Origin of the sequence: Nostoc sp. FACHB-190, assembly GCF_014696905.1 — a bacterium.
Taxonomy (GTDB): Bacteria; Cyanobacteriota; Cyanobacteriia; order Cyanobacteriales; family Nostocaceae; genus Nostoc_B.
On record NZ_JACJQW010000027.1, the window covers coordinates 1 to 14,146 of the forward strand.

At 39.8% G+C, this 14,146-nt stretch carries 11 protein-coding genes and 1 pseudogene; 11 read left to right on the forward strand and 1 reads right to left on the reverse strand.

What is annotated here, in order from left to right; genetic code table 11:
* Positions 1 to 113, reverse strand: a pseudogene (locus H6G28_RS24500) (photosystem II D2 protein (photosystem q(a) protein)); the annotation flags it as partial.
* A 562-nt stretch (positions 114 to 675) separates the two neighbouring features.
* Between H6G28_RS24500 and H6G28_RS24505 the strand changes: the two are divergent.
* The 11 genes from H6G28_RS24505 (at position 676) to H6G28_RS24555 (ending at position 14,082) form a co-directional block, all read left to right on the forward strand.
* Positions 676 to 1,269 (forward strand): photosystem I assembly protein Ycf4, encoded by a 594-nt coding sequence (locus H6G28_RS24505; protein WP_190595062.1) that lies wholly within the window; start codon positions 676 to 678, stop codon positions 1,267 to 1,269.
* A gap of 174 nt (positions 1,270 to 1,443) precedes the next feature.
* Positions 1,444 to 2,232 (forward strand): peptidylprolyl isomerase, encoded by a 789-nt coding sequence (locus H6G28_RS24510; RefSeq protein WP_190595061.1) that lies wholly within the window; start codon positions 1,444 to 1,446, stop codon positions 2,230 to 2,232.
* Between the two features lie 250 nt (positions 2,233 to 2,482).
* Positions 2,483 to 2,680, forward strand: a complete 198-nt coding sequence (gene rpmI / locus H6G28_RS24515) for a 50S ribosomal protein L35 (RefSeq protein WP_062289269.1) — start codon at positions 2,483 to 2,485, stop codon at positions 2,678 to 2,680.
* Between the two features lie 24 nt (positions 2,681 to 2,704).
* A complete protein-coding gene (rplT, locus tag H6G28_RS24520) occupies positions 2,705 to 3,061 on the forward strand; it encodes a 50S ribosomal protein L20 (RefSeq protein ID WP_190595060.1) in 357 nt (118 codons plus the stop codon).
* 179 nt (positions 3,062 to 3,240) lie between these two features.
* On the forward strand, positions 3,241 to 4,011 hold the full coding sequence (locus tag H6G28_RS24525; RefSeq protein ID WP_242054638.1) for a transporter substrate-binding domain-containing protein: 771 nt from the start codon (positions 3,241 to 3,243) through the stop codon (positions 4,009 to 4,011).
* 234 nt (positions 4,012 to 4,245) lie between these two features.
* Positions 4,246 to 4,770 carry a tetratricopeptide repeat protein gene (locus H6G28_RS24530; protein WP_190674983.1) on the forward strand — a complete coding sequence of 175 codons (525 nt, stop codon included), beginning with the start codon at positions 4,246 to 4,248 and terminating at the stop codon, positions 4,768 to 4,770.
* A 756-nt stretch (positions 4,771 to 5,526) separates the two neighbouring features.
* Positions 5,527 to 7,506, forward strand: coding sequence for a primary-amine oxidase (locus tag H6G28_RS24535; RefSeq protein ID WP_190674986.1), 1,980 nt, complete (start codon positions 5,527 to 5,529; stop codon positions 7,504 to 7,506).
* 502 nt (positions 7,507 to 8,008) lie between these two features.
* Complete coding sequence (bchB, locus tag H6G28_RS24540; protein WP_190595056.1) at positions 8,009 to 9,535, forward strand: ferredoxin:protochlorophyllide reductase (ATP-dependent) subunit B; 1,527 nt, start codon at positions 8,009 to 8,011, stop codon at positions 9,533 to 9,535.
* A 506-nt stretch (positions 9,536 to 10,041) separates the two neighbouring features.
* Positions 10,042 to 10,617: a Rid family hydrolase gene (locus H6G28_RS24545; RefSeq protein WP_190595055.1), complete on the forward strand. Its 576-nt coding sequence runs from the start codon at positions 10,042 to 10,044 to the stop codon at positions 10,615 to 10,617.
* 297 nt (positions 10,618 to 10,914) lie between these two features.
* Complete coding sequence (locus H6G28_RS24550) at positions 10,915 to 12,441, forward strand: slipin family protein (protein WP_190595063.1); 1,527 nt, start codon at positions 10,915 to 10,917, stop codon at positions 12,439 to 12,441.
* 1,041 nt (positions 12,442 to 13,482) lie between these two features.
* Positions 13,483 to 14,082 carry a helix-turn-helix domain-containing protein gene (locus tag H6G28_RS24555; protein ID WP_190595054.1) on the forward strand — a complete coding sequence of 200 codons (600 nt, stop codon included), beginning with the start codon at positions 13,483 to 13,485 and terminating at the stop codon, positions 14,080 to 14,082.
* Positions 14,083 to 14,146 lie beyond the last annotated feature (64 nt).

Below are 14,146 nucleotides of genomic sequence, written 5' to 3' on the forward strand. Positions count from 1 at the left end.
AATAGTAATATTCCTGACCAACCTACAAACACGAAGCGATCGCGCTTTAACCAGTCGTCTAGTACGTCAAACCACCCTCTTCTACTTGGGGCGCGTCCAACTGCGATGGTCATCGGACTAAAATCCTCTTTTTACTAAAAATTTCAACGCTCTTGAGGAATAAACGTTTTTTTGACAATTCCCGCAGCCTGAAAGCGGCTGATTTTCTGAGAGGTTGCCTTCTAAGTAAGTTGACATTTCTCAGGGTTATGCCATTACACGTACCATTGGCTAGTAACCTAGCTTGTGGTAACTTAATGATCCTTAACTTATCACATTAGTTCGGTTTTTTGCCTGAACTACACAGGGAATTCTGGTATTGATTACAAACCTATTAAATAATATGAATATCAGAAATTTTACAATCTGACACAACTTTTCTCAGAAATATCACAATTATCTTTGAAGGGAGTGGGGAGTAGTAGTCTACCAAGATAGATTTTCGTGGTGGCTGGCTTCGGAGAAAAGGTGAGAAGATTTCCCCAATTCCCCCTGCACCCCTGCTAGGGCTTGGTGAATTAGTGGGGAGTGGAGGAAACAAGGAAGGGGTGGAAATGAGAGAGAATAACTAATGGCAAGGGAAAAATCACCCTTGACCCTTGACCCTTGACCCTTGACCATTCACAAAGTAGTTCCATGACCGTATCAACAACAATTAACCAAGGCGATTCTAATGGCGATCGCGCTTCTTCGGGCGTGTTACATCAAAAAGTTCTCGGTTCTCGTCGGTTGAGTAACTACTGGTGGGCAACTATTGTAACTTTAGGAGCCACAGGCTTTTTGTTAGCTGGTATATCGAGTTATTTGCACGTCAATTTGCTATTAGTCACCGATCCGACTCAATTAGTGTTCTTACCCCAAGGTTTAGTTATGGGCTTGTATGGCACTGCTGGTGTACTTTTAGCTTTATTCCTGTGGTTGATGATTTTATTAGATGTGGGCGGTGGTTACAACGAGTTTAACCACGAAACTGACACCGTTAAAATTTTTCGCTGGGGTTTCCCTGGCAAAAACCGCCGCATTGAAATTTCTGCCCGCATTCGTGATGTCCAATCTGTAAGATTAGACATTAAAGAAGGTTTAAATCCTAAGCGTGCAGTTTACCTCAGAATTAAGGGACGGCGCGATGTTCCTTTAACAAGAGTCGGTCAACCCCTGTCTTTGACAGAAATAGAAACCAAAGGTGCAGAATTAGCCCGCTTTTTGCAAGTTCCATTGGAAGGACTTTAATTAAGTAAAAAGTAGAAAGGCAAAAGTTAAAAGAAAATAATCTTTTGCCCTTCGGGTTCGCCATTTGCTTTATGCCGGGAAACCCGTCCACCGCAATGGCTTACTTTTTACCTTTACCTTTTAACTTTATTCACTTGAGAGGCTAAGATACTCTGGTTGAGTCAGTACCTGAAAATGCGGTTAAAAGTTACAAAATTTTTAGTTACCTTTTTGATGGTCGCTGCTTTAATGTTGGGAGGATGTTCTACACAGCAAGTTAGCTCTAGCACTTCTTCTCCAACAGGAACAGCTACCGAAACTAGTAATACAACTACTGAAGCAACGCCTGTACCTGAAACAACAAGTGAGAGTATTCCCGGAATGAGTAATTTACCAAGGCTTGAAGGTAAAGCTACTGTAGTGATGACGGTGAAAGGTTCACCCATCACTATCGAAGTAGATGGTACAAATGCGCCGATTACCGCAGGTAATTTTGTCGATTTAGTCCAAAAAGGTGTTTACGATGGGTTGGCATTCCATCGAGTGGTACGTGATCCGCAGCCGTTTGTTGTTCAAGGCGGTGATCCCCAAGGGAAAGACCCGAAATTTCCTGCTGATAGATTGGGAACAGGCGGTTATATTGACCCGAAATCTGGCAATGAACGCTATATACCTTTAGAAATCAAACCCAAGGGTGAAGCTGCCCCAATTTACAGTAAAACCTTTGAAATGGCGGGTGTAAAGACAGTACCAGAGTTAAGCCATAAACAAGGTGCGATCGCAATGGCGCGATCGCAAATGCCAGATTCAGCTTCTTCGCAGTTTTATTTTGCTTTGGCTGATTTGGGTTTCTTGGATGGTAACTACGCTGTATTTGGCTATGTCACCCAAGGCTTTGATGTCGTCAACAAAATTCAACAAGGCGATCGCATTGATTCTGCGAAAGTTACCCAAGGTGCAGAAAACCTGAAAGTTCCTCAATGAAGAGTGCTGAGTGCTGAGTGCTGAGTAAGAAAAAGAGTACTCAGTAAAGTCAAGAACTTGCAATACTTCAGATCCCCGACTTCTTTGAGAAGTCGGGGATCTTGTTCTCTCCCACACCCTGGGTACTGAGCGCAGTCGAAGTACACTCCCCATTCCCAACTCCCTAATTTCTGAAACCACCTTGGCATTTCAGCAAATTTAATAGTATATAATGATAGATTGTGTCGAATCGTCAAATTAAAGCCAGCAAATGCCTAAACTAAAAACCCGTAAAGCAGCCGCAAAACGGTTCCGCGCTACTGGTAGCGGTAAAATCGTCCGCCGCAAAGCGTTCAAAAACCACTTGTTAGAACATAAAACCACTAACAAAAAACGTAAATTTTCCAAAATGGCCATCGTCAACGAGCGCGACGAAGAAAACGTACGCTTGATGCTTCCTTATTTGTAGAGTAAATTTTTTAGGAATTAGAACATGACACGGGTAAAACGCGGTAACGTAGCTCGTAAACGCCGCAATAAAATTCTCAAATTAGCTAAAGGTTTTCGCGGTTCACACTCAACTCTGTTTAGAACTGCTAACCAGCAAGTAATGAAGGCACTACGTAGTGCCTACCGCGATCGCAAAAAACGCAAGCGTGATTTCCGCCGTTTGTGGATTACTCGGATTAACGCGGCTGCTAGACAACATGGTTTAAGCTACAGTCAGTTGATTGGCAACTTGAAAAAAGCTGATATCCAACTCAACCGCAAGATGTTGGCACAATTAGCAGTTTTAGATCCTACCAGCTTCGGCAAAATTGCTGAATTAGCAGCCAGTCAAGCGAAATAAAGGTGCTAACGGATGAATAACCTTTGAAGGATGAAGTATGAAGTATGAAGGTTGAAACTTACCCCCAAAATCAATCAAGGGGTTTGCACAAATTTGGCTCGTTGCTGAAAAAATTAATCAAGCAACAAGTCCGTTTTTCATCCTTTATCCTTTATCCTTTATCCTTGAATCGGTTATATATGGGGTTATTTACCGGAATTTTGGTAATTTTCTGCTGTTTATTGTTAGTCACAGGTTTACCTGCATCTGCCGCAGAAATGCCAGAAATTCAACGGCGGGGCTATTTTAAAATTGCCGTTAAAGATAATTTGCCTCCCTTGGGATTTAGGGACGCTAACGGCAATCTTCAAGGTTTAGAAATTGATTTGGCGCAACGTTTAGCCGCCGATTTGCTAGGGAAAGCCGAAGCGGTGAAATTACAGCCTGTAGCAAATCGCGATCGCTTATCTGTAGTCTTAAAGCATCAAGTTGATTTTGCTATTGCTAGAGTTACAGCTACTGAATCACGTTCCCGGTTAGTTAGTTTCAGTGTGCCTTATTACTTGGATGGCACATACTTGATTACTAAAGATACTGCTGTAAAAGAAATTCAAGATTTAGCTAACCGTAAAATAGCTGTCCTCAACAATTCTGATGCGATCGCTCAAGTACGTTATTATCTCCCCAAGGCTGAGTTAGTGGGAGTCCAATCTTACCAAGAAGGGCAAGAAAAGTTAGAAAATAATACAGCCACAGCCTTCGCCGCCGATGCAAGTGTTCTGAGTGGTTGGATCAAACAATCTCCCCAATATCGACTGCTACCAACCAAGCTATCGACAGCGCCTTTATCTGTGGTGATGCCCAAGGGTGTACAATATGACGAACTGCGACGTAATGTAAATGAAGCGATCGCCCGTTACACAGTTAAAGGTTGGCTGAAGCAACGCGCCCAATATTGGGGACTACCATAAAAGAGATATTGTACTTTTGCCTTTTAACTTTTAACTTTAGGACTTACGCAACGCCGATAATGTCATTGCGACCGAAACGAAGTGTAGGGAAGCAATCTCAGCGTCAGGGGAGATTACTTCGCTATCGCTCGTAATGACGGAGTTACGTTACTTTTGCGTAAGTCCTGAACTTTTAACTTCTCTAAGATTGATAATAGATAGAGAAAGTAGTTTTAATATTTGTCTTAGCAGGCGATGGATAATAATCTAGCTGTTGTTTACCTCTCGATTGTGGTGGCAATTCTGACATTCGCGGTTGTGAGTGTTTTTCGGCAAATTCTCAAAACTCGCAGGTTGGAAAGTGCATTTTCCAAACTGCGAAAAAAACTGGAGAAAGAAAAAGGTACAACTCAGGAATATTACGAGTTAGCCTGTATCTATTCTGAAAAAAAATTGTACGTGCAAGCGATCGCGCTATTTCAAAAAGCTCTCAAAGCTGCTGAAGAAGAAGGGGAAGAAGAAATTGCTCCTATTTACAATGGGCTTGGTTACGCTTACTTTGCTCAAGAACAATATGACTTAGCAATTCGCCAATACAAAGAAGCTTTGAAAATTAAACCTGATTATGTAGTAGCTTTAAATAACATTGGTCACGCCTATGAGCGCAAAAAATTAAATACTCAGGCGCTACAAAGTTACGAAGAAGCTCTCAAATTGGCTCCTAATAATTCCACCGCTAAACGTCGTGCTGAATCTTTACGCCGTTTAGTTTCTGCATAGTTCAGGATTTCAATAAAAAGAAGGGTAAGGGATTATTTTAAAAGTGGTTAGTTGTGTTTGTTGATACTTATAGATCCCCCCAACCCCCCGTAAAAAGGCTATGGTGTACACACAAATATTCGTGTAGTGCATCTGTCCCGCCTCGGAATGAATTCCGAGTCTCATAGCAAAAATCATCTGAAGATAACTCACCTAAAAATGTCTTATAGTCCACGCTTTGTGGACTTTGGCTATGAGCCTGGAACTTTAGTTCAAGGCGGGATGCGGTTTCATACGGCAAATTTTCGACTTGTGTGTACACCGTAGCTTAAAAAGGGGGGCTAAGATTCTTTTAAAGTTAAGAGAATAGTAGGTTGGGTGTAGCGATAGCGTAACCCAACAAAGCCTTGAAAATGTTGGGTTCCGTTCCTCCACCCAACCTACACCTGAAATTGACATTTTTTTGAGATTCGTCAAATTGCTTCCCAAAAACCTTGCTCCGTATCGGTTTCAGTGCGGCGGGGTTTCTAACTACTAATTCCCCTCACGGAGATTGAAACAACTAAGACACAAGATTCGTGAACTACTTCCATTAAGACGGTTTCTAAGCACTAATTCCCCACAAGGGGATTAAAACAAAAGTGCGATCGCAAAATCTATCGGTTTTATATAAGACTAATATCTGCGCCTACACAAATACATCCAGCAATCAAACCGGATTTATATAGTTCATACTGAGAAATGAATAAATAGAAGTTCTTTGTTTGCTAGTTACAGATGATGAAGAAACTGCGGTTTGCTGTTTTAGCCATTAATATTATTATCTGCCTGAGTATATTTTTTGGACTAATAAGTAAAGTCTCTGCTCAACAACCGCAGATTTTACACCCTTTAACGCCGTTAACAGAAACAGAAATTACCACAGCCGTTGAGGTAGTTAAAAAAGCAAAATCGTTAAGCGACACGGCTATTTTTTCGATTGTGGCTTTAAAAGAACCAGATAAACAGGAAGTTTTAAATTTCACACCCAATCAAGAAGTTCAACGGCAAGCTTTTTTAGTAGTATACGAACGTTTACAAAACAAAACCTACGAAGGTATTGTTGACGTAAAACAGCAATCCCTTAATTCTTGGCAAGAAATAGCCAATGCTCAACCAGCTTTAGGTTATACAGAATGTGCCTTAACATCTCAAATTGTTAAAGCTGATGAAAAATGGCAAAAAGCCATGCAACGAAGGGAAATTAAAGATTTTGATGATGTTAAAGTTAGTTGTTGGGCGGCGGGAATCTTAAGTAAACAGGAAGAATCAACAGGCGATCGCTTGGTGCGTGGATTATCTTATTATCGAGGCGATAACTGGAATTATTACGGTAGTCCCATTGAAGGTGTACTAGCGACAGTTAATTTAAATACAGGTAAAGTCGTCAGTCTAATAGATAGAGGCATCGTACCATTCTCTAAAGAAAAGTGGGACTATGATCTAAAATCTTTGGGTAAATTACTCACACCACCAAAACCGTTAAAATTTTTTCAGCCTTATGGTAAAACCTTCCAAATTAATGGAAATGAAATTAGTTGGCAAGGTTGGAAGTTTCGCTATTTAATGCACCCGCGTGACGGTTTAGTGTTGTATTTAGTAAATTACCAAGATGGGGAAAATCTGCGACGAGTTTTATATCGTGGTAGCCTATCAGAAATGGTAGTCCCTTATGGTGATCCTGATCCTACTTGGTCATTTCGCAATGCTTTTGATGTTGGTGAATATAACTTTGGTGTGTTAGCGAATGCGCTGGAGTTGGGTAAAGATATCCCCAGCAACGGAGTTTTATTAGATGCGATATTTGCCAACGAACAAGGCGAACCTGTGACAATGCCGCGAGTTGTTGGTATTTATGAGCGTGATAATGGTATTCTCTGGAAACATTATGGATATGATACTCAGCGTAATGATGTCCGCCGCAATCGGGAGTTAGTGTTAACTATAACGGCGACAATTGATAATTATGATTACAGCCTGAATTGGATTTTTCACCAAGACGGTACTTTAGAAGTTCAAAACGAATTAAGCGGAATTGTTCTAGCCCAAGGGACAAATTTAGCAACAGAATCTTTTGATAATTCCTATGGACGGTTACTGGCTAAAAATATTTTTGGCGTAAATCATCAACACTTTTTTAATTACCGCCTTGATATGGATGTAGACGGACAGGCAAATTCTGTCACAGAGATGAATGTTAACTCTGTACCAATTAGTGGTAAAAATCCTATAGGAAATGCGATCGCAGTAGAAAACACACCATTAACCACAGAAAAAGCTGCCGTCCGTGATGTTGATACCAAACATAGCCGAGAATGGATGATTAGCAGCACCGATAAAAAGAATACTCTCGGCGTGGGAACTGCATATATGTTAATGCCAACTGGAAACACCATATTTTTTCCAACTGAAGGTGCAGAAATTCGCAAACGCGCCGAATTTGCTACACATCATTTTTGGGTAACAAAATATAAACCAGATGAACTTTATGCAGGTGGTAATTATCCCAATCAAAGCCAACCAAAAGAAGGTTTACCAAAATATATTTCTGACAATGAATCATTAACAAATGAAGACATCGTAGTTTGGTACACAATGGGAATGACACACGTACCCCGTCCTGAAGATTGGCCTGTAATGCCTGTTCATCGCGTTGGTTTCAAGTTATTTCCACGCGGTTTCTTTAGCCGTAATCCTGTGATTAATTTGCCTGAATAACTATCAAATACTCGCAGATCCCCGACTTCTTGAAGAAGTCGGGGATCTAGTTCTTCACGAATGATTAATCATTGCCATAACATCTGCGTTTATCGGCGTTCATCGGCGGTTTTTTCTCTCAATTGAAAAAACGAACCGCAAAGGGCGCAAAGGACACGAAGAAGAATAAAGAGAAGAAAGAGAATTTTACAAATGATTTAGTATTGCTATATATGTAGAAATATTAAGAATACTTGCCCAGAGTTTATGAATAAATATTAAATAACAGCTTTATCTTGCTAACAAGATTTGCATAAGACTAAGAATTATTTCCTTAAACAATATATATGTTGTTTAACTTAAAAGCTAAAATCTAATCATCACAAAGGTTTCAGCGATTCTGACACCAATCAACTAGTAAATAGTCCTATTTCTTCCACGCTACAAGTTTTGGGACAATCAAAGACTAATAATTTCGCAATCATAGTCCACCTCTGATTTTGTTCACAAGGGAGAACGCCTGATGAAATTGGCTTACTGGATGTACGCAGGCCCAGCCCACATTGGTACTTTGCGAGTCGCTACTTCGTTTAAAAACGTTCATGCGATTATGCACGCTCCCCTCGGAGATGATTATTTTAACGTTATGCGTTCCATGCTCTCACGGGAGCGAGATTTTACCCCAGTGACAGCCAGTGTTGTAGATCGCCACGTATTAGCACGCGGTTCGCAAGAGAAGGTGGTTGACAATATTACCCGCAAAGATGCAGAGGAACACCCTGATTTGATTGTGTTAACTCCCACTTGCACCTCTAGCATTTTGCAAGAAGACTTACAAAACTTCGTCGAACGGGCGCAGCTAGAAGCCAAAGGCGATGTCATGTTGGCGGATGTGAACCATTATCGCGTCAATGAATTGCAAGCAGGCGATCGCACCTTACATCAAATCGTTCAATACTATATCGAAAAAGCCCGCAAAAAAGGCGAGCTACCGACAACCAAAACCGAAAAGCCATCAGTTAACATCATCGGTATTTCTACCCTGGGTTTTCACAACAACCACGACTGTACAGAACTGAAAAAACTCATGGGTGATTTGGGAATTGAGGTGAACGCCGTCATTCCCGAAGGTGCTTCTGTTCATGAATTAAAGAATTTACCCAAGGCTTGGTTTAACTTGGTTCCTTACCGGGAACTAGGTGTAATGACAGCTAATTACTTACAAGCCGAATTCGGAACACCTTGCGTAGATATTACCCCGATGGGTGTGGTAGAAACTGCCCGTTGTATCCGCAAAATTCAACAGGTAATTAACGAACAAGGCGCAAATGTTGACTATGAAGAATATATCAACGAGCAAACCTTGTATGTTTCCCAAGCGGCTTGGTTCTCCCGTTCGATTGACTGTCAGAATTTGACTGGTAAAAAAGCTGTGGTATTTGGCGACAATACCCACGCCGCCGCCCTTACCAAAATTCTCTCACGAGAAATGGGGATTCATGTAGTTTGGGCAGGAACTTACTGCAAATATGATGCTGACTGGTTCCGCGAACAAGTCAGCGAATATTGCGACGAAGTGCTGATTACTGATGATCATGGCGCAATTGGGGATGCGATCGCCCGTGTCGAACCCTCAGCCATCTTCGGTACACAAATGGAACGCCACGTCGGGAAACGCTTAGATATTCCTTGCGGTGTAATTGCTGCACCAATTCACGTCCAAAACTTCCCCATTGGTTACAAACCATTTTTAGGCTACGAAGGTACAAATCAAATCACAGATTTAATCTACAATTCCTTTACTTTAGGAATGGAAGACCATTTATTAGAAATATTTGGTGGACACGATACTAAAGAAGTAATTACGAAAGGAATTTCTGCCGAATCTGATTTGAATTGGACAAAAGATGGTTTAGCAGAATTAAATAAAATACCGGGATTTGTGCGCGGTAAAGTCAAGCGAAATACTGAAAAATTTGCCCGCGATCGCGGTTTCAAAGATATCAATGCTGAGGTGCTATACGCTGCTAAAGAAGCTGTCGGGGCTTAGTTTTACGGTTAACTGTTAGCTTGAACTCGATTGATGATGTAAGAGCATTTATAGACAAAAATGCTCTTACTAAGGACTTATACCATTTTGGATTTTAGATTTTGGATTTTGGATTGGGAAATTGCTGACTGGTGAGCTTTTCAGTAACCCATTTGTCGCAATCATTTTTCAAATTGGTATTACCCATAAAAACGAAAAATCAAGGGTTTTGGCAAGGGTGTAGAGGTGTATGTATCTAAAACCCTTACGCCACACACCCTTACACCCAATCTTCACAGACAATCTTGGTGCGTAAGTCCTGTTACTATCAATTTTTTTCTAAAAGTAGCGATTTTTTGAAATACTCTAAAGTAATTTAGTCAAATATTAAAGATATTTTAAAGTTAGTATATTAGCTGCGTAATTGCACTCAACTTTTGAAAAAAGACGTGATTTTTGAGTCCAATTAACCACATAATATAAGCATAGCCTAGTCAAAAATAGATCATTTAATCGAAGGAACTTCAATGACTCAACGTATCACTCGTGCGGTTAATTCAATAGTGACAAAATTTTCACGCAGAAATGCTCTTTTGTGGCTAGGAGGTAGCGGATTAGGTACTGCTATAGTTGCAGCAGGAACCCAAAAGGAAGTAGTCGCGCAAGGTAACAGAAATAGAGATGTGACGTTGCTGAATCCACCAACGTTATATAACGCACCTCAAAATGGCTATAGTCACATAGCGATTACACCACCAAGAACAAGAACCGTGTATATTTCTGGCCAATTTGGTTCAGATTTACAAGGTAATGTAATCTCCAATGATTATGAAGAGCAATTGGTCAAAGCTTTTCAAAATCTGCGCTTTGCCTTAAATGCGGCTGGTGCAAGACCGCAAGATGTAGTCAAAACAACTGTTTTGATAGTAAATCACACCCAAGAAAAATTAATTCCGTTAGGACGCGAAATTGGTAATTTGTGGGGGAATAAACCACCCGCAAACACACTCATTCCTGTTCCTCGATTGGCGCTTGATGAGATGTTGTTTGAAATTGATGCTTATGCTGTGATTCCAGAATCAGGTAATAATGGCTGGTATTAATTTCTAGATAATTTTAATTGCTACGTATGAACTTGTAGGGGTGAACACCTGTTCACCCCTACAAGTTTTTGTATGTATATCGAAATTTTGGAGAATGGGTATAGTAAATAACATTTTACATTTGCAAAGTTTAAAATTACAATGTAGTATATATATTACAGATGTTAAAAACTTATTAGCTCAATCACGGTGTGTTCTGAGCAATTTTATACATCAGCACACAAGTGGAACTGCTAAATGTTTTTATTCAATCTGCGTCAGGGGCGAAAACTTCCCCAGTTATCTATGCAAATTACTATGTGGAAAACTTTTTATATCAAACCTCACGAAATTGGTATTCTATATCACCGTAGTGATTTTAAGAAAATTTTGCAGCCCGGTACTTACACTTATTTTGGTAAGCATTGGCAAGTTAAAACCTATGACCTCAATCAACCAGAGGCGAAGATTGATAACTTAGAACTATTGTTGCGAAATCACAGTTCTGAGTTACAGGAACATCTTATAGTTGTGAGAACTGGTTTCGGTCAAGCGGCTTTAGTCCACTGGGGACAAACTTGGGTGAGTATTCCGCCAAACCAACTCCGGGCTTTTTGGCGTGGTTTTATTGAGGTAGAAACTCATCTATTTAACTTGAATCAAAGTTTAGTTTTAGCTGCGGAGTTTGTTCAACAATTACGCGGAATTGCGTTGAATGGAATCAAGAAATTTCTCATTTCTGAGTATGAGATTGGTTTGCTGTATGTACAGAATAACTTTGTACAGCCGCTAGAACCTGGGGAGTATGCTTTCTGGGCTGTTGATAGAGATGTGACAGTGCGGACTCTCAGCCGGATTTTGCCAAATCCTGATTTTCCTTTAGAGGATGTGCTAATTGAGCGACATCCTGAGTTTGTGGCGGCTTATTGTGAGGTAGTACAATTACAAAATCAACAAGTAGCGATCGCACGTTATCAAGGTAAAGTAATTGCTATCCTCAAACCATGTAGCCGCAAACTATTTTGGCAAGGTGTAGAAATAGAAGTAGTTGACATCAACACCGAGGCAACATTACCACCACGTTTAATTGCTGAATTAGTTTCGGGTTTACCAGAAACTCTGGCTTTGAGTCGCAACTTCTTGCATATTTGCGAAGTACCTGCACAACACCTGGGGTTACTGTATATCAATCAAGAGTTTCAAACTCAACTGCAACCGGGAATGCACGTCTGGTGGCTATTTGGGCGTTCTTTGCAAACCGAAGTTTTTGACCTGCGTCAGCAAACTCTAGAAGTTTCTGGCCAAGACATTTTGTCTAAAGACAAAGTACCATTGCGCTTGAATTTAACGGCTGGTTTCCGCATCATCGACCCTCTGAGAGCCAAAAATGGCTTGTCAGATATTGTTGGTTACTTGTATAAAGAAGCTCAGTTTGCTTTGCGTGGCGCAGTTGGTGAAAGAACCTTAGATGCTTTACTAGAAGATAAAGGCGCAATTGACAGAAGTATTTCTGAATATATCCGTCAAAAAACCGCCGACTATGGAATTGAAGTTGATTCAGTAGGGGTAAAAGATATTATTCTGCCTGGAGAAATTAAAACTATCTTGAGCAAAGTAGTAGAAGCGGAAAAAGCCGCCCAAGCTAACGTAGTGCGTCGGCGTGAAGAAACTGCTGCAACTCGCAGTATGTTAAATACCGCCAGAGTTATGGAAGATAACCCGGTTGCATTGCGGTTGAAAGAATTAGAAATACTAGAGCGAATTGCCGAGAAAATTGAAAAAATTCAAGTTAATGGTAGCTTGGATAGTATCTTGACTGAATTGATTCGGATTAATCGGCCATAATATCCTGTAGGACTTACGCATAAAAACGAAAAATTAAGGGTTTTGGCGAGGGTATAGGGGTGTATGTATCTAAAACCCTTACACCCAATCTTCATAGACAATCTTGGTGCGTAAGTCCTGTTACGTATAAAACACTCGCATCTTTTTTAATGTACTTTTTGTCCTAAATATTGGTTATTTTATTTGACATAAATCTAATTATTAAACTTTCAATAAAGAAAATATATTTTTTTCATGAAGTTCATCTTTTTTTCATAAAACCTATTGACTATATTTAGAAAAATTCTTAAAAGAATAACAGTTAGGCTAACTTAACAAAGTGAGGAACCACAGGTTTTCGGCAAAATTTCTCTTCTAGCTTACTTTCTTATACTCATCAAGCAATTTTGTGAAACTAATACCAGCGTTACACCAAACTATAGGAAAGTTGGCCAAATTATTCAGTCTTACTAGTTCATAGTTGATTTTGTTTAGGTGTTTACCAGAAACTGCTGTTTATTGAGGCAAACAACAGCTATGCTGGCTAAATATTTTGTCAGGTTTATAAACTACTACTGCTCAATGCTTTGCGCTCACAATTGGGGAGCGCAGTTTTTAACACAATTTTTCTCTACAGGTAGAATAGTTGCTACTAGAAATACTTGTAATTTGACGATTTTAGTAGCAGCTATTTACATACAGCACTTTTGAAGTAAGTGAGGTACACCATGAGTATTAAGTAATGAGTAATCAGTAAATTTCTGACTCATTACTCATTATTCATTACTCATTACTTTTCTCAATCAGTTGCTGTACCTCATAAACATCGAATCTGCTGTATAAATCTAGATTGTCCAAACAAATGCAATATGAAAAATTCCCCTGATTATTCGTAAATTCAAGGGGCAAACATTCAACGTCGGCTAAAAGTTTTCATTTTCCATCAGTCAGAAGTCAGTCTTCCCAATCAACAGGTTTTCAAGAGTAAATTTATCCCTTCATCATTGCCAGATTCTGACTTCACATCGAATAAGCAATTGTCAACAATAACTGGTAGTAATTATGTCAAACTATTCTAGCAAATACCAAGGTTTGGAAAATTACGATCTGCAAGATAGTAAGTTTTTGACACCTTTTCAAAGAAAAGCTTTGTTGAAAAATTTGCAAAGTAATTTACAGCCAGAATATCTCCGCAGAATTGAAATTATGTTGCTGGCGGATATGGGTAAATCTCAAACTCAAATATGTGAGATTGTGGGTTGTTCTCAAGAAATGGCACGTTACTGGATTGGTATAGCAGAAGCAGGTTTAGCGCATAAATGGAATGAGCGACCAATTGGGAGACCAAAAATTGTGAATGCTCAATATATTGACAGATTGAAAGAATTGGTAAGTCATAGTCCGCGTGATTATGGCTACGCATTTACTTATTGGACAGCCCAATGGTTAAGCAAACATTTAGCAAATGAATTGGGTATTTCGATTAGCGATCGCCATGTTAATCGTCTACTCAAACAAATGGGACTTTCGACTAAACCAAAAAGTTCCAACCAACAAAAAACAGAAGAGACAAAAGATAACAATATTACCATTGGTGACTTGCAAACTCACAGTGAGCCGGCTTTTCCTTGGTCATTTAATTTAATGCAGACAAATCAATAAGGTTCATTTAAGGTAATGAAGGTCTATCTATTAGACAAAGACTAAGATTTGGGGGATTCTCCAC